Here is a 22,808-nt window from a genome sequence, read left to right on the forward strand (position 1 = left end):
AGAATGTGGTATTTTGCATGGCTTCTCGGCACACTCTTCGCTTGTAGTATTGCGGTGATCGCAGGACTGGCTTATGAGCACGCTGAAGCGAAAAAAACTTCAGAAAGTGAAGAATAATGTTGGATAAAAGTTACCAACTACTTAACAAGGGCCCAATTAGGGCTCTTGTTTTAATCATGGCTCTAGCAATGGCATTTTGTGTTATGTGGGATCCGAGTCGATTCGCGGCTAATACAAGCTCATTAGCGATTTGGCAAGGAATATTACTGATTTGGGCTGTATGTGCAGGGGCAGTTTTTGGCTTAGCCTATCGTCCTAAACATGTCGTAGCGCAATATCTATTACATCCCATTCCCGCCATTATTATTTTAGTTGTAGGGCTATATTATTTCTTCTTCTAATCAAAATGCCTTATTTTAACCTCTAGTAAGTGGCGTAAAATAAGGCATTCACTTCTTGTATATGGGTTATGCAATATTCCCCCTCACCTTTTAGGGCATAGAATTAATTCTCTCTTTTAAAAAATCAATAAATAGACGGGTTTTTCTTGGCATATGTTCACCATGTGGAAAAATGACATTAATAGATTGATTTAATAAGGTAAGTTCAGGAATAGGGCTAACAAGTTCACCCTGTGTTATTTCTTGTTGAATGTACCACTCTGGTAATATAGTCATTCCCATTTGTTTGAGTGCCATCTGTTTTAATGCACTAATAGTATTCGTTTCGAAAAGTGCCATTGAGTGCAATTGTGAAAATAGTTGATTGATTTTATCTTGTTGGCTGAGTTTGCTATGGCGTAAATTGCTGTTTGCAAGATAGGGAACTGCCGCTAAATCTGCAATTTCTTGGATAGGATATTTTTTCAATAAATGTGGTGATACCACTAATTTGATTGTGTAATCTGCTAATTTGCGATAGCGATAATTACTGTCTTTTAATGCGCCAAGGCGTATCGCCAAATCTAACTTATGATTGATAAGATCATCAATAGAAGAATTGAATATATATTGCACTTTTAGTTGAGGGTGTAAACACATAAATTGATGTAAAAGTGGCAATATATAATGTTCACCAAATTCAGCCGTTGAAGTTAATCGTAAAGTTCCCTGTAAGTTTTGTTGTCCTAACCGTGCCTTATCTAATGTTTGCTCGAGTTGAATTAAAACTTGACGAAAATCTTGATAAAGGATTTCTCCCGTTTCAGTTAATGTGAAGCGCCGAGTATTCCGATTAAGAAGAGATACATTTAATTCCGTTTCTAATGCTTTAATATGAATACTCACCATTGATTTACTTAAGCGTAAATACTTTGCTGCTTGTGTAAAAGAGCCTGTATCTACTACGGCGATAAAAGAACGAATTCGGTCTATTTGATTTTGCATGATTGTTTACTCTGATTAAACAATAAGTTCTATTTTGTCAGATAGACGATATTCGTCAATCTTTCGTACCCTATAGGGCGGAGGATTGCTATGTCTTATCGTTATCAAATAGCCATTATTTTTTTACTGGGTTTTTTTATTGATTGTATAAATATTTTTATGTCGGCAATTGCATTACCAGCAATTGCAGCGGATATGAAGGTATCTATCGTCTCCATTACATGGGTATCAAATAGTTATATTTTAGGTTTAACACTGATTATTCCATTGAGTCACTGGTTATCTCAACGTTTTGGCGTGAGAGTATTAATGGTCAGCTCGATGTTGATATTTAGTGCTTCTGTGGCGTTAGTAGGCTATTCACACTCATTTTTTGAGCTGATTTTATGGCGTTTTATTCAAGGTCTTAGTGGTGGATTATTAATTCCCATCGGCCAAGCTCTAACATTTCAGTATTTTCAAGGGCATGAAAGAAGCAAAGTCTCAACTTTAATTATGGCTGTTGCTCTTATTGCACCTGCAATTTCTCCCACAATAGGTGGGTTTATCGTTGATGCTGTATCTTGGCGTTGGGTTTTTTATAGTAATGTGCCTTTTTCATTACTTACTGCGTTTTTGGCTTTTATTTGGGTAAAAGAGTCTAAATCACAAGAAAATATAATACCAGATCTTAAAGGGATCTTATTAATCAGTATTATTATCGTATCAGGGTTATGTGCATTATCTGCTTACGGTGAGTATCACTCTACACAATTAGCATTAGTCATCAGTTTTTTTGCTGCATTATTTTCTCTTCTTTATTATCGTCATTATAAACAGAGTTTATCACCGGTAATTAATCTAAATTTATTAAAAAATAGAAACTTATCACTTTCCATTTTTCTCTATTACTGTATTCCAGGTGTTTTTACTGGTGTAAATATTCTGGCGATTTTTTATTTACAACAATATCTCCATTTTTCGGGGCAGGGTACAGGCAGTTTTATGCTGCTATATGCTATAGGTGCATTTATTTCCATTATTGTTGGTGGTGCACTTTATAATAAATTGGGTATGAAGCGCTTAGCTATATTCGCTTTAATTCTGCACAGTATTGGTATTGTATTATTAGCATTAGTAAATAAAGAGAACGATCTGCCTTTATTAATACTGGCTTATTTAATGATGGGAATTGGTGGAGGGATCGGTGCAAATACAGCACAAACAACGGCCCTTTATGACTTTGATAAACAAAGGCTTATTCAAGCTAGTGTTATTTGGAATATAAATCGTCAAGTTGTATTTAGTGTTGGCGCGACACTTGTTGCAATGATCTTCAACACATTATCTCTTTTTGTATCGTCACAAATGGCTTATAGCACGACATTTTTTATCTGTGCAACCATAGGATTATTTCCGCTATTTCTTTTCATATTGTTAAAGCAAAAAACAAACTTACAGGAAACAAATCATGAGCATTAAAATAGACCCATTAATAGAAAGTGTGCAAGTGTTGCATAATGAGATTGAAACTGTTTTTACTCAAACCCCTATTGCTACACAGGCATTAAAAAATATAGAAATGTTACTTGCTAACACGTTTTCTATGATTGGTATAACAGGAAAGAAAATAAATTATGATGATGTAATGGCAATGTTTTCTCGTAATGCAGGGAAAAGGCCAGAATTGAGGATTGAAACAGATAGCTATAACATTATTTACCAATCTGAACATTGGGCAACGGTGAGCTATCGTGAAACGCATTATGAAAATAAGAAGATTCTCACCCGTCAATCTGTGGTGGTTTTGAGACGCACGTCTCTAGATTGTCAATGGCAGTGGTATTACTTGCATGAAACACCTGTATTAGATAATTGATTGATTTTAATAAAAAACCAGTAATAAGACTGGTTTTTTTATTGGTTGGGAAAAAGTTTGAATCAGAGTGCTAAACTATTAATTGTTAATTAGCAAGCATTTTAATGCTGAACTAATAAAAATATTTTTTCTATTCAGGCGCTAAAGCATATTGCGTGTTGCAAAGAAGAGTTTATGATTGGCGTCTGAAAACGGTGTTTTCTATTCTTTACGTTACTATGATTCCCTTAGAGGCACCTCTTAAGTATAGTTAACAAATCTATAGCTTAATTATTTATGGGATTACTCAAGGAATGTAAGGACGGAATTATGCGGTTTCTTTGGCCAGTTCGTGTCTATTACGAAGATACTGATGCCGGTGGTGTGGTCTATCATGCCAGTTATTTAAAATATTTTGAACGTGCAAGAACAGAATTACTCAGAGAAAAAGGTTTTTATCAGCATGATTTACGGGAGTATGATCATGTTGCGTTTGTTGTGCGTAAATTAACCATTGACTATATTGCGCCAGCACGGCTCGATGAGCTTCTGAAAGTAGAAAGTGAAATTACTACATTACGTGGTGCATCAATGACATTTTCTCAAAAGCTTATCAATCAAGATGGTGTGGTACTGTGTAGGGCAGATGTATTAGTTGTCTGCGTTGATTCATTAAAAATGAAGCCTGTAGGGCTTCCTAAGTCCATTATCGCGGAGTTTAAGTAGTGGCTGACATGAATGTTATCGATCTCTTTCTAAAAGCGGGGCTTTTAGTTAAGTTGATCATGTTGTTATTAATCGGATTTTCTATTGCCTCATGGGCGATCATTATTCAACGTACGAAAGTATTGAATGCAGCAGATCGTGAAGCGGCAGATTTTGAAGATAAATTCTGGTCAGGCACTGATTTGGCTCGTCTATATAAAGAAAGCCAAGCTCGTCGTGACGAGTTATCAGGGGCAGAACAAATTTTTCATTCTGGTTTTAAAGAGTTTGCACGACTACATCAAGCGAATGTTCATGCACCTGATGCCGTTGTTAATGGGGCTTCCCGTGCAATGCGTGTTTCATTTAATCGTGAATTAGAGTCCTTAGAAACGCATATTCCTTTTTTAGGTACGGTGGGGTCAATTAGTCCTTATATTGGCTTATTCGGTACGGTATGGGGGATTATGCATGCATTTATCGCTTTAGGTAGCGTTAAACAGGCAACTTTACAGATGGTGGCACCCGGTATTGCTGAAGCGTTGATTGCAACAGCCATTGGTTTATTTGCGGCCATCCCCGCAGTTATGGCTTATAACCGCTTTACGCAACGTGTAAATAAGTTGGAACAAAGTTACGATAACTTTATGGAAGAGTTCCTGACGATTTTACATCGCCAAGCTTTTGTCTCCGCAGAAAAGAAATAGTTAACGCAAAAGGAGAGAGCTGATGGCACGAGGTCGCAGTAGCCGCCGAGGCGTAAAATCAGAAATTAATATAGTACCTTTGCTTGATGTGTTATTGGTGCTTTTGCTGATTTTTATGGCAACAGCGCCAATTATTTCACAAAGTGTTGAGGTTGATCTTCCACAAGCAACAGAAACACAGACTGTTTCAACCAGTGATAACCCGCCTGTAATTGTCGAAGTTGCTGGAGTGGGGCAATATAATATCCGTGTTGAACAAGAGGTTTTAGAGCTTTTACCTCAAGAACAGATTATGGCTGAAGCAAAACGACAATTAGAAAAAAACCCGAAAGCGGTCTTTCTTATTGGTGGCGCTAAAGATGTTCCTTATGATGAGATAATTAAAGCACTCAACATGTTACGTCAAGCGGGTGTTAAGTCTGTCGGTTTAATGACTCAGCCTCTTTAGTAGGCTGAAATAAGTTTGGATAATAGCGTGGGAAAGAAGACGAAACCAATCCGAAGTAAATTGAGCGGTTCAGTTATCTTGTCTACTGTCTTGCATTTACTGATCATCGCTTTGCTTATCTGGGGATCGTTAACTCAGAAATGGAATTTAGGCGGTGGCGGTGGATCTGATGGGCAAGTTATTGATGCTATTATGGTTGACCCTAATGCGGTAGTACAAGAGTATAATCAGCAAAAGGCGCAACAAGCTAATGTCCAAAAAGCAGAACAAGAACGTAAAGCGCGGGCGCAGCAACAAGAAGAAGAGCTACGCCAACAACAAATTAAAGAACAAGAACGTTTAAAAGCATTAGAAGTGGAACGTTTGCAAGCAAAAGAGGCTGCAGAAGCTCAACGTCGTGAAGCGGCCACCGCCGCTGCTAAAGCGAAAGAAGAGCAAAAGCAGGCTGAAGAAGCTGCCGCACAAGCTAAAGCTGAACGCGATCGTATTTTAAAAGAGCAAGCTGATGCGAAAGCCAAAGCAGAGGCAGAAGCGAAGAAACAAGCAGAATTAGCAGCGAAACAGAAAGCAGAAGAAGCGAAGGCAAAAGCAGAAGCTGAGGCAAAAGCGAAGGCTGAAGCCGATGCTAAAGCGAAAGCAGAGGCTGATGCAAAAGCGAAAGCAGCCGCAGAAGCTAAAGCCAAAGCAGCAGCGGAAGCTAAAGCGAAAGCCGCTGCACAGCAACAAAGTAAAGCGGTTGATAGTCTACTCGATGGATTAGTTGCTCAAGGCGATAAACAATCGGGGGCTTCTGCAGCAGGTCAAGGTGGTGGTAATCGCTCTGGGGCAAATGCTGCGGGCATTGATCGCTATACTGGGCAAGTAAAAGTTGCCATCGAACAGAAGTTTTTTGATTCTGATTTATATAAAGGTCGTAAATGTGACCTTAAAATAAGTATTGCACCAGACGGTATGTTAGTAAGTGCAAAAGCGGTAGGTGGTGATCCGGCTTTATGCCAAGTTGCATTACAAGCGGCTAAAATGGCAACATTGCCTAAGCCACCGAAAGATATTTACGAACAAGTAAAATCACCAACAATTGAGTTTAAGCCATAAAACTGTCTGATAGTAGGAAAACATACATTAATTTATCTCTATTTTAGAATGTTATTGATGTGTTGTATGGTGTTGTTTAAAAGCGTTTGTTACTATTCTGTGCGTTATTGCGCAATAACCGCAATAATAAAAGGGAGACATGATGAAGCAGGCATTAAATGTTATTTTCGGACTTTTGATATTATGCGTTACAACGCTCGCTAATGCAGAAGTTCGCATTGAAATTACACAAGGGGTGAATACTGCACGCCCTATTGGTGTTGTTCCTTTTAAATGGGAAGGCACAGGTCAAATGCCAGAAGATATTGCTGGAGTGATTGCGGCTGATTTACGAAATAGTGGTAAATTTAACCCTATTGATATGAATCGTTTGCCTCAACAACCCGTTACCGCTTCTGAGGTTCAACCTGCACTCTGGACAGCATTAGGTATTGATTCAGTGGTTGTAGGGCGTGTTCAGCCCTCGGCAGATGGTCAATATGTTGTTAGCTATCAATTAGTTGATGTTGCTGGCTCTCCGGGAGCGGTTTTAGCGCAAAGTGAGTATAAAATCAGCAACAAATGGTTACGATATGCTGCTCATACCGCCAGTGATGAAATCTTTGAAAAATTAACTGGCATTCGTGGTGCGTTCCGTACCCGTATTGCTTATGTCGTTGTGACTAATGGTGGCGCTTATCCATATGAATTACGTGTATCTGACTATGATGGATTTAATCAAGATCGCGTTTATCGTTCATCACAGCCATTAATGTCACCCGCTTGGTCTCCCGATGGTGCTAAACTAGCATATGTTACATTTGAAAGTGGTCAATCTGCTTTAGTTGTACAGACATTAGCAACGGGGGAAGTGCGTCAAATCGCTTCTTTCCCTCGACATAATGGTGCACCTGCTTTTTCTCCAGATGGCTCTAAATTAGCCTTTGCACTGTCAAAAAGCGGTAGTCTAAATCTTTATGTAATGGATTTAGCCAGTGGCAATATGACACAGGTAACCAACGGTAGAAGTAATAATACAGAACCGACTTGGATGCCTGATGGACAGACTTTGGTCTATACTTCGGATCAAGGCGGACGTCCTCAAATTTATAAAATTAATATTAACGGAGGAACGCCAGAACGTATTACTTGGGAAGGAAAACAAAACCAAAATCCTGCAGTAAGTCCTGATGGTAGTTTCTTAGTTATGGTGAGTTCTGAAAGCGGTAGGCAACATATCGCTAAGCAGGATCTAGAAACGAATGCTGTTCAATATTTAACAGATACGTTTCTGGATGAAACGCCAAGCATCGCGCCTAACGGCACTATGGTTATTTATAGCTCTACTCAAGGCTTAGGAACCATTTTGCGACTAGTATCGACTGATGGACGTTTCAAAGCGCGTCTTCCGGCGACTGATGGTCAGGTTAAATCACCTGCCTGGTCTCCGTTTATGTGATGCATAAGAATTATGTATGGCAAACAAATAAAGGAACAATTAGAGATGCAATTAAACAAAGTGTTTAAAGGGTTGATGTTAGCATTACCACTCGTTGCTGTTGCAGCATGTAGCTCAAACAAAAACGACGATCAAACAGATACAAGCAACAATGTACCTGTTACTGAGCAAGGCCCTACTGCTGAAGAATTAGCACGTCAGCAATTAGAACAACTGAAACAAACTAACATTGTTTACTTCGGTTTTGATAAATATGACGTTACTTCAGAATATGCTCAACTGTTAGATGCTCACGCTGCATTCCTGCGTGCTAACCCTTCAGTACGCATTACTATCGAAGGTCATGCTGACGAACGTGGTACTCCAGAATACAACATCGCGTTAGGCGAACGTCGTGCAAACGCAGTTAAAATGTATCTGCAAGGTAAAGGCGTATCAGCTGATCAATTATCAATCGTATCTTACGGTAAAGAAAAACCTGCTGTACTGGGTCATGACGAAGCCGCTTATGCGAAAAACCGTCGTGCAGTACTGGTTTACTAAGAGAACGGCATGAACAACAGTAACTTCAGACCTTTATTGATGAGTCTGTTGTTACTGGTTGGCGTAGCGGCTCCTGTAGCCGCTATTGCCCAAGCGCCAATCAGTAATATCGGTTCAGGCTCTACTGATGAACGACTCGCCCAACTTGAGCGTATCTCTAATGCTCATAGTCAGCTTTTGACCCAATTACAGCAACAACTCGCAGATTCTCAACGCGATATTGATATGTTGCGTGGTCAAATTCAGGAAAATCAATACCAGTTAAACCAAGTTGTAGAGCGTCAACGTAATATCTATCAACAATTAGATAGCCTAAATGGTGGCAACTCAGCACCAACAACGGATGAGGCTTCAACGGGTGGCAATGTACCTTCAACATCTGATACAAGTACGAGTTCGTCGTCAACAGGTGATGAAAAAGCCGATTATAACGCGGCAATTGATATTGTATTGAATTCAAAAGATTACGATAAGGCAATTGTTGCATTAAACAACTTTATTAAAAGTTATCCGAAGTCTAGCTATCAATCAAATGCTCAATTTTGGTTGGGGCAAATGTATTATCTAAAAGGTAATAAAGATCAGGCTGCGAGTACTTTTGCTATTGTTGTGAAAAATTATCCAAAATCTCAAAAAGCAAGTGAGGCCTTTTATAAGATAGGGCTTATTATGCAAGAGAAAGGGCAAAAGGATAATGCGAAAGCTATTTATCAACAAGTGGTTAAGCAATATCCAAACAGTGCTGGTGCAAAATTAGCACAAAAGCAGTTAGCAGCACTATAATTATTGGCCCCGTAATGTGAATGTTACATTTTCGGGGTTAACTGATTGTTTTTTCAGCGTTTGAATGTTTTTTTGAAAAAAAACGTTGCACAATAACATTAAATCAGTATTATTACCCGCCGTTGCCACAGAGAATGTGGCGAGTTCGAAAAGGGTCGTTAGCTCAGTCGGTAGAGCAGTTGACTTTTAATCAATTGGTCGGGCGTTCGAGTCGCCCACGACCCACCATTTTCGAATTTACATACCATTTTATGAAATGGGTCGTTAGCTCAGTCGGTAGAGCAGTTGACTTTTAATCAATTGGTCGGGCGTTCGAGTCGCCCACGACCCACCATTTCAATATGCTTTTCTAGTCTTTTATCACACGCCATTCTCATTCTATCTAAAAATGCTCTCTATAACTCGTTTTTGTATTTATTACTCGAGTTACTCAAATAGAGGATGTAAATAGATAGCTTCTCCATTGCTGAAAAAACTATCTGATCTCACTTAAGTTGGATAATGACAAATAATGGAAGTGGTTATTTGGTAATATTCATTTTCAGTTAATAGTTCATTATCAATAAACCAATCGCTAATAAGTGTTTGAGCTTGTGTTGCCTTTTCTATCGATAAACCAAAACGCTTTGATGCATCAATAAAAAAAGCCATGATAATACTTAATGCAGCAGCTGCTTCATAAGGGGTACTCATAGCCAGTGTGCTTTCTAATGAACGTAATGAATAAAACTTAGGTAGCCACTCCCGTAAGTTTTTGCCTTGATACCAGACATCTTGTGTTGATGTTTGCAGAGCAACTTGCTCTAGTAAACGGATCAACCATTCCCTTATATCACTCATACGATATTCAGCGAACCAAAATTCATTACGTAAGATAGCTATAGCGATTTGTGTGGCTTCAAACCAAAACTCTTGAGCCAAGACATCAGCTTGCTCTATGGAAAGGGCAGGGGGAGTTACAGTGCTAATTTCTGGAAGTTGGTCACATAAACCTGTTTTATCAAGTAAAACACGATAGCCTCGTTGATAAACTGGACTTAGACCATTTTGTTTCATATTGATAATTCTTTCAGGCTCTGCCATTAAAATATCCATTTTTCGGCCTTGAGCTAATACGTGCAAATAGATTGGCCAGCGAATGCCGTTCGGATCTTCACATTCTGTTGCTAAAGAGACGAGGTGTTTACCAAATTGTGATAGCCAATGTTGGTTTTTTGTGAGCTCAGTCGCACCGTGACCAATAAGCTCTATATCAATATCAGAATAGCTGTCTATCTTCTTATTACGACCCACTGAGCCTGTTAATACCACAGCCTCAATTCGAGGATCAAGTAATGCAAAAGATAACATGCGATCGATTAAGCGGGTGATTGGCTCCATATTTCTCTCTAGTTGTTATAGTAGATAAAGTTATTTGTTGTAAGTATGAATAAAAAAATAGCATATTTATTATATAAAACACTTTTTGTTTTTTATGGTAAATAAATGGCATTTTGTTTAATATTTTAAACTAAGTGCTATCATTGATAGGAATGTATATATATCTTTATCACTTTGCAACAATGTCGCAATAACCCATATTTTATTTGTTTTTTCTATGATTAAGTCGGGGTTGTCAAATGGGTGTCATTAGTTGGTTTAGTATCAATAATATTTTAGTCAATATTCCATTAGGAAAAGAAGGCTATCCACTCTCATGGATTGAAGCTATAGGGACTATTGCTGGATTATTATGTATATGGCTTGCGAGCCAGGAAAAGATCATTAACTATTTATTTGGGTTAATTAATGTCACTTTATTCGCCATTATTTTTTTCCAGATCCAGTTATATGCCAGTCTACTGCTACAAATTTTCTTCTTTGCTGCCAATATTTATGGTTGGTATGCATGGAGTAGAGTGAATGATTTTGAACAAGCAGAATTGAAAATACGTTGGTTAAAGCCGGGCCAACAAATCGTATTAATCATTGTCTCCATTGCTGCCATTATTGCGCTAACGTTTAATATTGATACCGTTTTTGGCTATTTAGCGGTTATTGCTGTTGATATCTTAAATGTCTTCGGGGCAAATTTAGCCACACCTGTTATCGAGCCAGATGCTTATCCATTCTGGGATTCAACAATGACGGTACTCTCCATTGTGGCTATGATCTTAATGACACGCAAATTGGTAGAAAACTGGTTAATTTGGTCTGTTATTAATGTCATTAGTATTGTTATATTTTATAAACAGGGTGTTTATGCCATGTCTATTGAATATATCATCTTATTGGCTATCGCTATTAATGGCTCTCGTTTGTGGATCAAATCAGCAAAGCATTCAAATAAAAATAATTATCTCTCATAATAAAAAAGGCTGGTAGAGTTATATTTCTCTCCAGCCTTGCTATTCATTGTATTTATTCTTCTATTCTAGGCAATTTCAAATCATTATTTTACTTAATGGTGCTATTACTTGTTTTCGATGTTTTTGTTATCTACCGTCATGGGCTGTTTAGGCTCTTAAGGGTGTTTACAGAGAGAAAACGAATGGTTAGATTGAAGAAACAGAAATCATATTGACTAGATAATAATAGAGTGGAACACGGGAATGAATTACCAGAATGATGATCTTAAAATAACACAAATCAATGAACTTTTACCGCCAGTGGCATTATTGGAAAAGTTTCCAGCCACTGACAATGCGGCGTTTACAGTTCGTCATGCCCGTGAAGCTATTCATCAAATCCTTGCTGGAAAAGATGATCGCCTATTAGTGGTGATTGGGCCTTGCTCTATTCATGATCCTAACGCGGCACTGGAATATGCTCAGCGTTTAAATTTATTAAGAGAAGAGCTGAAAGATAAACTTGAAATTGTGATGCGAGTTTATTTTGAAAAACCACGTACCACAGTCGGTTGGAAAGGGCTGATAAATGATCCACATATGGACTGTACCTTTGATATTAATGAAGGATTACGCATTGCTCGTCGTTTGCTATTAACCATCAATGATAGTGGATTACCAACGGCTGGCGAGTTTTTAGATATGATAACCCCACAATATGTCGCTGATTTGATGAGTTGGGGAGCTATTGGTGCTCGAACAACAGAATCTCAAGTGCATAGAGAATTATCCTCCGGACTATCTTGTCCTGTTGGTTTTAAAAATGGCACCGATGGCACAATTAAAGTGGCGATTGATGCCATCAATGCTGCAGGCTCTCCACACTGTTTCTTATCGGTAACTAAATGGGGTCACTCAGCGATAGTTCGTACTGCAGGGAATAAAGATTGCCATATTATTTTACGGGGCGGTAAAGAGCCTAATTACAGTGCAGAACATGTTGCTACCGTAAAAGAAGGTCTGAAAAAAGCAGGATTACCCCAAAATGTTATGGTTGATTTTAGCCACGCCAATAGCTGTAAACAATTTAAGAAGCAAATGGAGGTTGGTGCCGATATTTGCCAACAAATTAGCGCAGGAGAAAAAGCTTTAATTGGTGTAATGGTTGAAAGTCATTTAGAAGAGGGCAATCAATCATTAGAAAGTGGTGAACCTTTGGTATACGGTAAAAGTGTCACAGATGCTTGTATTGGGTGGGATGATACAGAAACGTTATTACGCCAATTAGCCGATGCAGTCGCTACTCGTCGTAATAAATCATAATAGTCTGTTTTTATTAATAAAAATGCCACTCAAAAGTGGCATTTTTTTATCTAATTCAAAATAAAAGTAAAATTATTTTGCTTTACCTTGGTTAGCAACAGCCGCGGCTTTTGCTGCGATTTCTTCTGCATTACCTAAGTAGTAACGTTTGATTGGTTTCATATTTTCATCAAATTCGTAAACTAAAGGTACTGCTGTTGGGATATTCAGTTCAAGAATTTCTTCTTCACTCATATTGTCTAGGTATTTAACCAGAGCGCGCAGTGAGTTACCGTGAGCGGCAATAATCACTTTATCACCTGAAGCAACGCGAGGTTTAATCACTTCTTCCCAATATGGTGTTACACGGTCGATAGTTAACGCTAAGCTTTCTGTTAATGGCAGTTCAGCTTCAGTTAAAGATGCATAACGTGGATCTTTACCTGGGAAGCGATCATCATCTTTAGTTAACTCTGGTGGGGTAACCGCAAAACCACGACGCCATTGTTTAACTTGCTCGTCACCGTATTTTTCAGCTGTTTCAGCTTTGTTTAAGCCTTGTAATGCACCGTAGTGACGTTCGTTTAGTTTCCAGCTTTTCTCTACTGGCAGCCATTGTTGATCAACTTCATCAAGAATGTTCCACAGAGTGTGGATTGCACGTTTTAGTACAGAAGTATATGCGTAGTCAAAAGTAAAACCTTCAGCCTTCAGCAGTTTACCTGCTTCTTGCGCTTCATTACGGCCTTTATCTGACAATTCAACGTCAGTCCAGCCTGTAAAACGGTTTTCTTTGTTCCATACACTTTCACCGTGTCGAACTAGCACAAGCTTAGTTACTGCCATAGTTTAGACTCCTATAATTACTTTCTTAATATAAGTTTAAAATCAGGACTGCAATCATTATATGGATCATCAACAAGAACGCCAAACATAACTAACAAAACTAGGGGGATTATGTCAAAAATGACGATTGTTTGATGAAATATTACACAGTTATTACACCTTTTGCTTAATCGATCAAGCTATTAATTTAACGGGATCGGTGAAAAGAAACGAAAAGCCGATTCTGGATAATTATCAGTAAAAAATATGCTCTCTAAATCTATCGTTAAAATCATCGCCATCTATCGATAACAAATACCCTTTTCTTCAGTGTGATGATGTATCTTACCTTAAAAATAGCCTATATCTAGTTAACAGGGTTGTTGTTGGTAACGATAGATATCTCCTTCTTTAATAAAAATCAGTCGATGGGTAATACAGTGAGGTGCATCTTCTTGATGATGACTGACAAACAGTAGTTGAGTATTGCTATGGCTTATCATGATATCAATAAAGCGCTGTACTAATAGTCTATTGGTTGTATCTAATCCTTGTAGTGGTTCATCGAGGATCAATAATGTCGGGTGTTTAACCAATGCTCTTACAATTAATACTAGACGCTGTTGTCCCCATGAAAGTGAGTGAAAAGGATGGTTAGCGAGTGCAGTTAAACCAATTAGTGTTAGCCATTCATCCGCTAATTTTTGCTGTTTATCGGTAACGGCTTGATAAATACCAATAGAGTCATGAAAACCAGAAATAATCACATTTTTCACACTTGAAGAGACGCGATAGCTTTGATGTAAGGCATTACTAACATAACCAATATGGCGTTTGATCTCCCAAATGGTTTCACCACTGCCTCTTTTACGACCAAATAGTGTTAAATCATTGCTATAGCCTTGAGGATGATCTCCTGTGATTAAGCTTAATAAGGTCGATTTTCCTGCGCCATTAGGACCTAATATTTGCCAATGTTGTTGTGGTTTAACTTCCCAGGTTAAGTGATGGAGCACAGGTTTATCATTATAACTGACCACGCCATCCTTAAGTATAATAGGGGAAAGCGTTGGTGGTAAGGTAGGAACTGCATCAACGGAGTCTGAGGCGGGTAAGATCAGATTTTCAAGTGTTTCACTGTGAGATAATTGCGCAATTACTGAGTCTGATAAAATATCACTTTTTTTACCTTGTGCCACGAGTTTACAGTCAATCAATAAGCCAGCATTTTGCACAAAATCAGGAATATCATTAAAGCGATTTAAAATAAGAACAATCGTTAGCTTTTGTTGATGTAGTGATGAAAGTAACTCACTTAATGTACGACGAGAGTCAATATCTAAACCATCAAAAGGCTCATCTAAAATTAATAGATCAGGTTTATTCATCAATAACTGAATAAGCAGTACCTTACGAGACTCTCCCGTTGAAAGATATTTAAAACGCCTTGATAAAAGTGCATCAATACCAAATTGTTTTGCTAATAACAGGCAGCGATCATTATCTTTTACCTGCATTTGGATCACCTGAGCCACGGTTAATCCCGTATCATCCTCATCTTCACTTAATAAGTCTGTATTGTTACGCAGCCACTCTTCCTCTATCATTTTTTGTAATTTTTCAAAAGAGAGATTAATCGGACGAGTAAACCTATTAATAAGCTCACCCGATAATAAAATCCCCTCTTGGCATAATGTATTAGCGAGCGCCGTTTTACCACTACCATTGCTACCAACGAATGCCCAACTTTCTCCTTCATTGATAGTTAAATCATCGATATGCAAGCAGAGTGTATCACTTAAGCGAAACTGTGTTTTTGTGAGTTGCAAGTACTTCATTATTATTATCCTTGTTTTTATTACAAGTAGAATACTTACCAATATCGGTTTAATTAAAACTTGTCAATATTTGTTGCTGATCGCTTAAGTAAAAATAGTGCAGAGAGAATAAAAAAGATAAAAGATGGGCAAGATTATTTATGTTATTTTAATAAAAACATAAGGACTCGTTTATATGAATAACATTAAAATGGAATGTGTTAACTATTTATTAGGATTAATGGCGCTATTTTTATTAACGATAAGTAAGATAACTTTTGCAGAAATAAATAATAATGTAAATAATTGCTTCTTAATTAATGAAATAAAAATAGAAAGGAATGGTTTATTAACTAATAAGGCACAAAAAGAATTAATATCTAAATATATAAATAAATGTTTAACATTAAGTGATATGCAACATATCATTAAATCAATGACTAATGCGTATATTGAAAAAGGCTATATTACTTCACAAGCTTTTATTGCCGATCAAGATCTCTCAAATCATCAATTAACCATTAACGTAATTGAAGGAAAGATAAAATCAATCTTTATTGATAACATGACTTCTCCCATGGTTGATATTCTATTTCCTTCATATCAAGATAAACGACTTAATTTACGTGAGTTAGAGCATGGGCTTGAACAACTTAATCGATTAACAACATCACAATATAGATTAGATATTCAACCTAGTGACAGGATAGGATACTCGACTATTTTTATTTATAAGGAAAACAAAACGCATCCTTTCAGAAATCAACTTACTATTGATAATTCAGGTTCAAAAGCAACAGGTGAAATTTTACTGACGAATACCACAACAATAGATTCGTTATTTGGATTTGGAGAGCAGTGGGATCTCTCCTTAAACAGTAATACAGATTTATTACATTCACATTATTATAGAGGCTATACAGCGAGTATAAATATTCCCTATGGCTATTGGTTTTATCAATATCAGTTATCTTATAACCGTTCTTCTCATTTTATTAAAAGTTATAGTAATCAATATATCTATAAAAGTATAAATACTAATCAGCAAGTTGATATTAGTCGTTTACTTTATCGGGATAGTAAGAAGAAGATAATATTAAAAGGCATATTAAAGCATAAAAAAGTAAGAACGGAATTAGCCAAACAGCCGATATTAATCAATAGCCCAACATTAACATCACTATCATTAGCCCCCCAATATCATTTTAATCTGACATCAGGTTATTTATCTATTAATCCATCAGCAGAAATTGGGTTGTCTTTTTTTGGGGCATCACCTGATTATATTGCTGAAAACTCACCCCGAAGCCACTATAGAAAATTGAGTCTAAATATACATTATCAATATTTATTTCCTTACTCTGTCTCCTATATTACGTCTTTTTATGGTCAATATACATCTGATAATCTTTATAGTGTGGAAAAAATAACCATAGATGGATTAAATGCAGTTCGTGGTGCTAAACAAAATAAGCTTAGTGCCAATAGAGGACTTTATTGGCGTAATGAAATTAATACACCATGGATAAATTCATTTTTAGGTCAATGGCGTTTTATTACGGCTGTTGATTATGGCGTTATCTATTCTGATCAATATGAAACAAAGCAACAGTCTTTATTAGCTGGCGCTATGGGGCTTTCATTTTATCGTTCCCCTTTTTCTTCACAACTATTGATAAACAAACCATTCATTTATCCAAAGTGGTTAAATGCTAACCAATGGTCTTTATCTTGGTCAATTTCTTTCGCTCTTTAAATAAGGAAGTTTTTTATGCATAAAAAGGATATTTCGCGAAAACAGCGTTTAATAAGCTATTGCGTTATTTATTTAACCGCTATTTACCCATTGCATCCTGCTTGGGGCTCTGTCATTACTTCATCTGATAAAACGATAACAATAAATCAGCAAAATAATATTCCTATTATTAATATTGCAACACCTAATGACAGTGGTGTTTCTCATAATAGATTTAATGTCTTTAATGTTAATAAACAGGGGGCAGTACTTAATAATTCGCAAGTTGATGCCAATAGTCAATTGGCAAAAAAAATATCTGCTAATAAAAATTTAAAAGGTAATACGGCTAATTTAATTATTAATGAAGTTGTCGGTAATAGTCGTTCACAGTTATTAGGTAAATTAGAAGTTGCAGGACAACAAGCGGATGTTTTAATTGCTAATCCTAATGGAATTAGTTGTGATGGTTGCTCATTTATTAATACTCCATCAATTACTCTCACGACGGGAAAGCCTCAATTTAGCCCTCAAGGTATCTATTCGGCACTAGAAGTAAAAAAAGGCAGTATTGTTATTGGTAAGCAAGGTATGAATGCCGATTTACAAAATTATGCCGATATTATTAGTCGTAGTATTGAAATAAATGGAAAGATAAATGCTAAAAATCTCTCTTTAATGCAAGGGAATAACCATATTGATTTCGGCAAAGGGACAGTAAATAGCATTAATGGAGAAGGTGTAAAACCGACCGTCGCTATTGATACAAAAGCATTGGGTGGAATGTATGCCAATCAAATACGCTTAGTTAGCACAGAAAAAGGGGTCGGTGTTAATTTAACTGATATTCAAACAAAGCAAAACAGTATCAATTTAACAGTTGATGGCAAAATTACCTTTAATGGCAATATTCAATCTGAGCAAGATATTAATGTGAGTAGCAAAGCGCTACAAATGAATAGTAATGCCAGCTTACAAGCGCAAAGAGATATTACATTAGCAACTAATACGCTAACGAATCATAGTGATATTATCGCAGAAAAGGATATGCGTTTATTCGTAGATAAATTCACTAATAAAGGTGAAAAAGCACTTATTCAAGCAAAAGATAATTTATGGATACAAAAAAATGCACAGGGTGAACCAAGTAGTTTAATTGAAAATCAATCAGCCACCATAAAAACAGAAAAGGGTGATTTAATTATTAGAACCAAGAAATTGGTTAATGAATCTATTACTCCTTTATTTAAAGAAATAAAGCAAGAGCCTGATTCTACATCGTCTATAAATATAGGTACTCATTTTCTTCATCCTTACAATAGTCCTACGAATAATTTCCTTATAATTATTTTACTTGCTGAATTAAAAGAACTCTCTGATAAAAAGTGGTTTGATATATTAGATTTAAAAAATAATGGAGGTGTTAATGTAGAACGCTCATTATTTGAAAAGAATAAAAAGTATGTTCCTAGTGTTATTTATTCTGGTAAAAATTTATATATACAATCTAATGAGTTTTTTAATACCCAATCTGATATTTTTGCAACTAATGATCTTATCGCAACGGGAAACAATGCAAAAGTATACTATTATCGGTTTGGACACCTTAATAAATGGGATCTTTATTCTCATGATAATGCTCATATTTTTTATCGAGATGATGTAAACAAATATAATATTGATGAAACAAAATTTCAAAAAATAGTTCATTTTATTCCCTTTACCAAAACTGGAAGTCATTATGAATTTATTGTAGATAGTGCTTCTGAATATATGATAAAAGCAGGTAATAATTTAGTTTTAGATTTTAAAGATAGTATAGAGTTAGAACGTAAATTTCCATTTTTAGAAAAAGAAATTAAAAAGTATAGAAGAATATCTGATTTTGAAAGTACTATATTAGCTAAAAATATACTATTAAATGCTAATAATTTAAATATCTCATTAAATTTAAAATCAAGTAACTCGTTATCTGTCATTGCTAATAAAAATATAAATATAAGTAATTCAAATTTATTATCTGGTGATATTATAAATTTAACAGCAATTGATAATGTTAATTCTGAAAATATAGATGTAACGGCAAAGCATTTTTCCATCATAACTAAGAATGGAGATATTAATTATTCATTTAGCCCTATAGCCTCTTATACTATGAATAGCATTAAGGCACCATTTATTGATGTGTCTGAAAAAATAGACTTTTATTCAGGTAAAAATATTTACATTTCAAATGTAATAATTAATGAATCAAATGAAAAAAGTTTATCAGCATTAGAGAATATTAAAATAAAACGCGATGAGTCTTTATTTTTCAACCTAATGCCAAATTTTAGAGATGAACAATATATTTCAGCGTTTTTATTTAATATGGGGCTTTGGAAAAGTAAGAATAATATAAGCTTGATGGCTGGTAAAGATATTGTTAGTCAGGGAATAAAATATTATAGTAACAAAGAAATAACTTTTAATGCAGGACAAGATATTTTTCTTGCCTCCAAATTAATAAAAGAAGCCGCTCCTTTTTTCAGTGATATTCATTACCCCCAACTACAATCTAAATTATTTTCAGATAATAACCTTATTTTAAATGCCGCGCGTGATATTGATTTAAGTTCAACAGTATTAAATTCAAAAGATAAAATCATTGTATTAGCGGGTAGAAATATAAAACTGGGTGCAAATGCTTATTCCGCCATCAAAGATCCCCACGAAGATGCGCAAGACATTCAATATACCACCACATCCATTATGGGAAATAAAGGTATTTCTATTGCATCATCAGGCTCACTCACAACAGAAGGAAGTTCACTTAAATCAGAGGGGGATATTGCTATTTCCAGTGGTGGCAATATCCAATTGGGATCAGTAAGAACACATTTTCGTAAAGAGTCGGACTCAGAGTTAGAAGAACTTCGTAAACAAGTCAGTACTGAAATTAATAGCGGTAATCATCTAACACTATTATCTGAGGGCAGTATTTTATTTCAGGCCTCTCAATTGGCTGCTAATAAAAAGATGGATATTGCTGCTAAAGGTGGATTTCTTTATGCACAGGCAATGGAAGAATCCAGTTACTATGAAGAAGAAAAGAAAAAATGTAATTGGTGGACACTGTGTGCGACTAAAAAGAAATATACCAAAACATTTAATAACACAACGAATAAAGTTACCGAGTTTATTGCTAATGACGATATTAATTTAATTGCTAAAGATGATATCACTTTAGAAGCAAGCAAATTAGAGACAGCAAAGAATGCCAAATTAACCAGTAAAACAGGAGGCATTAATTTTAAAGCGGTGAAAGATACTGCTTTTAAACAAGTTATTACTCGTTCAAAAGATATATATATCACTCAACGTAATCAGGGATACACCAAGGGAACATGGCTATTACCTGAACTCTATATTGGCGGAAAGCTGACTATTGATGCGCCAAAAGGCATATCTGCAGATATTAAAGCCAAAAAAGAGCAATCTTTAGAGCAGGCATTAACTGCCTTAAGTAACACACCAGAATATGCTTGGCTTAATGCGCTCCAACGTCAAGAAAATATTAATTGGAATTTAGTGAAAGACACTTATTCCAGTTGGGATGATAAAACCCAGCAGTTAAATCCAGTTGTTGGTGCGGTTATTGCCATCGCGGTAGGGGTTGCAACTTATGGTACGGCAACAGCTGCCTCAATAGGAGGAATGGCAAGTAATGCAACTATTGCTGCAGGAGCCTCTGCGGGGGTTGCGTCAACGGCATCAGTTGCGGCACAAGCCGGGTTTGCTTCTTTAGTTTCGCAAGCTGCGGTCTCTTTAGCCGAAAATCAAGGCAATATTTCTAAAACATTTGGCGCCTTAAGTCGCAGTGATACGGTGAAATCCATTGTCACCAGTATGGCCGTTGCAGGCACCTTGCAAGGTCTTGACCAATTTATGGGTTGGGATCAAGCAATACAGGGGGGAACATTACCGACAACAGGCAAGTTGCTTGCGACGGATAATGCCACATGGACTCAAGTTGCTCAACGCGTTGCCTCACAGTCAGTAGTGAGTTCTACACTGGGCACAGCCATTCAAGGTGGCAGTTTTATTGATAATTTTAAAACTGCGCTATTAAGCCATATCGGCAGTCAATTTCACGCTGAAGGTGCCAATCTCATTGGTGATAACGGTGCGATATTAGGGCATGCAGGAAAGGTTTTAAGCCATTCTGTTGTTGCAGGAGTGAGTGCTGAAATTGCAGGAGGCAGTGTAACAGGTGCAGTAGCCGGCGCCTTGGCAGCAGAGATAGCGGCAATATCGCTACAAAGTAAATTATTTGAGCCTAGTTATTTAAATGAAACTGACAGACAAGTTGCATTAATTCAAGAGGCACTACATGGCAATGAAGGAAAAACACAGCTCACTAAATTAATTGGTGCACTGACAGGCGCTATTGTGACTCGTAAGCCTGAGGGCGTATTTTCTGCGGCTAATTCTGCGGAGTTAGTTTATCGACATAATTACAGCGAACATATACTTTCAAAGCTAGCACTAGAAAATAATAAGGACATAATTGCAGCGTCAAAAGGTGATGTTGCAGCAGCAGAAAGAGTTGTAAATCGACAAAATGCAGGGATGATTGCGATTGCTCTTGGTTTAGGAGGAAGTGCGAGCATTATTGGTGGTCACACTGTTATTGCAGCAACACCAGAACTTATTGCTATTACGCAAGCTGCATTTAGTACATGTAAAGCTAATTGGGTTTATTGTGCTAATCAGCTAGGTATTAATATTGCTGGGATATCAGCTCCAGAAGCTGCAATCGCTGGTGTCACCGTTGGTACTGGTTATAAAGTATTAGCTAGTTCAGAAGAAAGTGCTAAAGCTTTCTCTAGCATGTTAGCTAATAGTTCAAAGTCTTTAATGACTTCAGGAAAATTAAATATAACTGCTATAAAACCGATAGTAGAACAAGAAAAATTATTAATAACTACCAACAAAAAAGCTATTGAAATAATCAATAACGGGGAGTTTATAATATATTCAGGAGTAACTACGAATGGATATAAAGTATCTAATGGAGCCAAAACCGTAGTTTTTAAAAATGAATTAGAACATCCTATTGTTCAATCTAGGATTAATATTAAAGTGGGAGATGTTGAATCAGGTTGGTTGCATGTACAAAAACGTCATTTTTCAGGAGCGCAAAATGCTAGCCAATTTACGCTTAGTGAACAGGAAATTAAAGATATATTATTAAGTCCTGCTGTCATTAAGATTCCTATTAATAAAACGAGAGAATCATATAATAAAAACACCAATAGTATTGATATTTTGTATGAAAGAGTGATTCAGCTTGATAAAAATATAGGAATTGATAAATTTAGTAAACAGCCAACTAACATAATTACTATGCTCACAGATAAAAATGGAAATTTAATAACTACTACCCCTGGGGAAATAAAGTGATGACAAATGAAGCTTTTTTAAAATTTAAGGATTCAGAAAATAAAATTATCATTCCGTACCTCAAAAAAGTATTTCCATCATTGAAATCAGCATGTTGTTTATATCATATGATAGAACAATTAGAGGATGTTTATACTTACTTAATTAATAGCAAGGATGTTATTTTTATTGAAGTGTCGAGGTTAAATAATTCTATTAACCATACGGATATTTTATCAATTAAAGATTATGCTATTATGAAAAAGGGGAAACAATATCATCGTTATATGAAAGAGATTATTGCTTTATCAAATAGTGAGATAATTAAATGATAGTTTATGGATGGAATATTAGATTAATAAATTATATATAACAATACAATTATAACGTTAAAAATCCATTGTATTGGCAAAGTATTAATTGCATCAATAAAAAAA

Annotated in this window: 20 protein-coding genes and 2 tRNA genes; 18 read left to right on the forward strand and 4 right to left on the reverse strand. The window is 36.2% G+C overall.

Annotation, left to right across the window (positions count from 1 at the left end):
- Positions 1 to 3: 3 nt before the first annotated feature.
- Complete coding sequence (gene cydX, locus AACV01_RS11805) at positions 4 to 117, forward strand: cytochrome bd-I oxidase subunit CydX (protein WP_004244425.1); 114 nt, start codon at positions 4 to 6, stop codon at positions 115 to 117.
- Positions 117 to 401: a cyd operon protein YbgE gene (gene ybgE / locus AACV01_RS11810; RefSeq protein WP_004244426.1), complete on the forward strand. Its 285-nt coding sequence runs from the start codon at positions 117 to 119 to the stop codon at positions 399 to 401. Before cydX ends, ybgE begins: the two co-directional genes overlap by 1 nt.
- A 90-nt stretch (positions 402 to 491) precedes the next feature.
- Here the strand turns inward: ybgE and AACV01_RS11815 are convergent, their stop codons facing one another.
- Entirely contained in the window at positions 492 to 1,385 is an 894-nt protein-coding gene (locus tag AACV01_RS11815) for a LysR family transcriptional regulator (protein ID WP_161682953.1), read from the reverse strand.
- 90 nt (positions 1,386 to 1,475) lie between these two features.
- Between AACV01_RS11815 and AACV01_RS11820 the strand changes: the two genes are divergently transcribed.
- The 11 genes from AACV01_RS11820 (at position 1,476) to AACV01_RS11870 (ending at position 9,275) form a co-directional block, all read left to right on the forward strand.
- Positions 1,476 to 2,846, forward strand: coding sequence for an MFS transporter (locus AACV01_RS11820; RefSeq protein WP_112843553.1), 1,371 nt, complete (start codon positions 1,476 to 1,478; stop codon positions 2,844 to 2,846).
- Complete coding sequence (locus AACV01_RS11825; protein ID WP_004244431.1) at positions 2,836 to 3,243, forward strand: hypothetical protein; 408 nt, start codon at positions 2,836 to 2,838, stop codon at positions 3,241 to 3,243. Before AACV01_RS11820 ends, AACV01_RS11825 begins: the two co-directional genes overlap by 11 nt.
- Positions 3,244 to 3,552: 309 nt before the next feature.
- Positions 3,553 to 3,948, forward strand: coding sequence for a tol-pal system-associated acyl-CoA thioesterase (gene ybgC / locus AACV01_RS11830; protein WP_004247549.1), 396 nt, complete (start codon positions 3,553 to 3,555; stop codon positions 3,946 to 3,948).
- Complete coding sequence (tolQ, locus tag AACV01_RS11835) at positions 3,948 to 4,634, forward strand: Tol-Pal system protein TolQ (RefSeq protein WP_004244434.1); 687 nt, start codon at positions 3,948 to 3,950, stop codon at positions 4,632 to 4,634. The genes ybgC and tolQ overlap by 1 nt, the downstream gene beginning before the upstream one ends.
- Positions 4,635 to 4,656: 22 nt before the next feature.
- A complete protein-coding gene (tolR, locus tag AACV01_RS11840) occupies positions 4,657 to 5,082 on the forward strand; it encodes a colicin uptake protein TolR (RefSeq protein ID WP_004244435.1) in 426 nt (141 codons plus the stop codon).
- Between the two features lie 27 nt (positions 5,083 to 5,109).
- On the forward strand, positions 5,110 to 6,177 hold the full coding sequence (tolA, locus tag AACV01_RS11845) for a cell envelope integrity protein TolA (protein WP_004244436.1): 1,068 nt from the start codon (positions 5,110 to 5,112) through the stop codon (positions 6,175 to 6,177).
- A 142-nt stretch (positions 6,178 to 6,319) separates the two neighbouring features.
- A complete protein-coding gene (gene tolB / locus AACV01_RS11850; protein ID WP_004244437.1) occupies positions 6,320 to 7,615 on the forward strand; it encodes a Tol-Pal system beta propeller repeat protein TolB in 1,296 nt (431 codons plus the stop codon).
- Positions 7,616 to 7,660: 45 nt separating this feature from the next.
- On the forward strand, positions 7,661 to 8,158 hold the full coding sequence (gene pal / locus AACV01_RS11855; RefSeq protein WP_004247551.1) for a peptidoglycan-associated lipoprotein Pal: 498 nt from the start codon (positions 7,661 to 7,663) through the stop codon (positions 8,156 to 8,158).
- A gap of 9 nt (positions 8,159 to 8,167) precedes the next feature.
- Positions 8,168 to 8,941, forward strand: a complete 774-nt coding sequence (gene cpoB / locus AACV01_RS11860) for a cell division protein CpoB (RefSeq protein WP_004247552.1) — start codon at positions 8,168 to 8,170, stop codon at positions 8,939 to 8,941.
- 152 nt (positions 8,942 to 9,093) lie between these two features.
- Positions 9,094 to 9,169: transfer RNA gene (locus tag AACV01_RS11865), tRNA-Lys, on the forward strand.
- 30 nt (positions 9,170 to 9,199) lie between these two features.
- Positions 9,200 to 9,275 (forward strand) — tRNA-Lys (locus AACV01_RS11870).
- 155 nt (positions 9,276 to 9,430) lie between these two features.
- Here AACV01_RS11870 and AACV01_RS11875 read toward each other — a convergent pair.
- Positions 9,431 to 10,321, reverse strand: coding sequence for an aminoglycoside 6-adenylyltransferase (locus AACV01_RS11875; protein ID WP_161682955.1), 891 nt, complete (start codon positions 10,319 to 10,321; stop codon positions 9,431 to 9,433).
- Between the two features lie 239 nt (positions 10,322 to 10,560).
- Here AACV01_RS11875 and pnuC point away from each other — a divergent pair, with 239 nt between their 5' ends.
- Both pnuC and aroG read left to right on the forward strand, forming a co-directional pair.
- On the forward strand, positions 10,561 to 11,289 hold the full coding sequence (pnuC, locus tag AACV01_RS11880) for a nicotinamide riboside transporter PnuC (protein ID WP_161682957.1): 729 nt from the start codon (positions 10,561 to 10,563) through the stop codon (positions 11,287 to 11,289).
- A 243-nt stretch (positions 11,290 to 11,532) separates the two neighbouring features.
- Positions 11,533 to 12,591 carry a 3-deoxy-7-phosphoheptulonate synthase AroG gene (gene aroG, locus AACV01_RS11885; RefSeq protein ID WP_161682959.1) on the forward strand — a complete coding sequence of 353 codons (1,059 nt, stop codon included), beginning with the start codon at positions 11,533 to 11,535 and terminating at the stop codon, positions 12,589 to 12,591.
- A 72-nt stretch (positions 12,592 to 12,663) separates the two neighbouring features.
- On the opposite strand, the gene gpmA is transcribed toward aroG, so the two are convergent.
- Together gpmA and modF are read right to left on the reverse strand one after the other, a co-directional pair.
- On the reverse strand, positions 12,664 to 13,416 hold the full coding sequence (gene gpmA, locus AACV01_RS11890; protein ID WP_004244443.1) for a 2,3-diphosphoglycerate-dependent phosphoglycerate mutase: 753 nt from the start codon (positions 13,414 to 13,416) through the stop codon (positions 12,664 to 12,666).
- Positions 13,417 to 13,766: 350 nt separating this feature from the next.
- On the reverse strand, positions 13,767 to 15,233 hold the full coding sequence (gene modF / locus AACV01_RS11895) for a molybdate ABC transporter ATP-binding protein ModF (RefSeq protein WP_004247554.1): 1,467 nt from the start codon (positions 15,231 to 15,233) through the stop codon (positions 13,767 to 13,769).
- A 175-nt stretch (positions 15,234 to 15,408) separates the two neighbouring features.
- On the opposite strand from modF, the gene AACV01_RS11900 reads away from it, so the two are divergent.
- From AACV01_RS11900 to AACV01_RS11910, 3 genes are read left to right on the forward strand one after another with little or no spacing between them, the layout of a single operon-like run.
- Positions 15,409 to 16,968, forward strand: coding sequence for a ShlB/FhaC/HecB family hemolysin secretion/activation protein (locus AACV01_RS11900; RefSeq protein ID WP_161682961.1), 1,560 nt, complete (start codon positions 15,409 to 15,411; stop codon positions 16,966 to 16,968).
- Positions 16,969 to 16,983: 15 nt separating this feature from the next.
- The gene (locus AACV01_RS11905) at positions 16,984 to 22,392 is read left to right on the forward strand and encodes a two-partner secretion domain-containing protein (RefSeq protein ID WP_161682963.1); all 5,409 of its coding nucleotides are present in this window, start codon (positions 16,984 to 16,986) and stop codon (positions 22,390 to 22,392) included.
- Positions 22,392 to 22,703 carry a hypothetical protein gene (locus AACV01_RS11910; RefSeq protein ID WP_004244448.1) on the forward strand — a complete coding sequence of 104 codons (312 nt, stop codon included), beginning with the start codon at positions 22,392 to 22,394 and terminating at the stop codon, positions 22,701 to 22,703. The genes AACV01_RS11905 and AACV01_RS11910 overlap by 1 nt, the downstream gene beginning before the upstream one ends.
- The last annotated feature ends 105 nt before the right edge of the window (positions 22,704 to 22,808 follow it).

It is taken from the genome of Proteus sp. G2609, from assembly GCF_963896135.1.
Classification (GTDB): domain Bacteria; phylum Pseudomonadota; class Gammaproteobacteria; order Enterobacterales; family Enterobacteriaceae; genus Proteus; species Proteus mirabilis.

Coding starts and splice junctions, on each gene's coding strand:
- tolR (WP_004244435.1), top strand. CDS start 4,657: ATGGCACGAGGTCGCAGTAGCCGCCGAGGCGTAAAATCAGAAATTAAT.
- AACV01_RS11900 (WP_161682961.1), top strand. CDS start 15,409: ATGAATAACATTAAAATGGAATGTGTTAACTATTTATTAGGATTAATG.
- ybgE (WP_004244426.1), top strand. CDS start 117: ATGTTGGATAAAAGTTACCAACTACTTAACAAGGGCCCAATTAGGGCT.
- AACV01_RS11905 (WP_161682963.1), top strand. CDS start 16,984: ATGCATAAAAAGGATATTTCGCGAAAACAGCGTTTAATAAGCTATTGC.
- tolB (WP_004244437.1), top strand. CDS start 6,320: ATGAAGCAGGCATTAAATGTTATTTTCGGACTTTTGATATTATGCGTT.
- pnuC (WP_161682957.1), top strand. CDS start 10,561: ATGGGTGTCATTAGTTGGTTTAGTATCAATAATATTTTAGTCAATATT.
- pal (WP_004247551.1), top strand. CDS start 7,661: ATGCAATTAAACAAAGTGTTTAAAGGGTTGATGTTAGCATTACCACTC.
- cydX (WP_004244425.1), top strand. CDS start 4: ATGTGGTATTTTGCATGGCTTCTCGGCACACTCTTCGCTTGTAGTATT.
- ybgC (WP_004247549.1), top strand. CDS start 3,553: ATGCGGTTTCTTTGGCCAGTTCGTGTCTATTACGAAGATACTGATGCC.
- aroG (WP_161682959.1), top strand. CDS start 11,533: ATGAATTACCAGAATGATGATCTTAAAATAACACAAATCAATGAACTT.
- AACV01_RS11910 (WP_004244448.1), top strand. CDS start 22,392: ATGACAAATGAAGCTTTTTTAAAATTTAAGGATTCAGAAAATAAAATT.
- gpmA (WP_004244443.1), bottom strand. CDS start 13,416: ATGGCAGTAACTAAGCTTGTGCTAGTTCGACACGGTGAAAGTGTATGG.
- AACV01_RS11815 (WP_161682953.1), bottom strand. CDS start 1,385: ATGCAAAATCAAATAGACCGAATTCGTTCTTTTATCGCCGTAGTAGAT.
- AACV01_RS11875 (WP_161682955.1), bottom strand. CDS start 10,321: ATGGAGCCAATCACCCGCTTAATCGATCGCATGTTATCTTTTGCATTA.
- cpoB (WP_004247552.1), top strand. CDS start 8,168: ATGAACAACAGTAACTTCAGACCTTTATTGATGAGTCTGTTGTTACTG.
- AACV01_RS11820 (WP_112843553.1), top strand. CDS start 1,476: ATGTCTTATCGTTATCAAATAGCCATTATTTTTTTACTGGGTTTTTTT.
- modF (WP_004247554.1), bottom strand. CDS start 15,233: ATGAAGTACTTGCAACTCACAAAAACACAGTTTCGCTTAAGTGATACA.
- AACV01_RS11825 (WP_004244431.1), top strand. CDS start 2,836: ATGAGCATTAAAATAGACCCATTAATAGAAAGTGTGCAAGTGTTGCAT.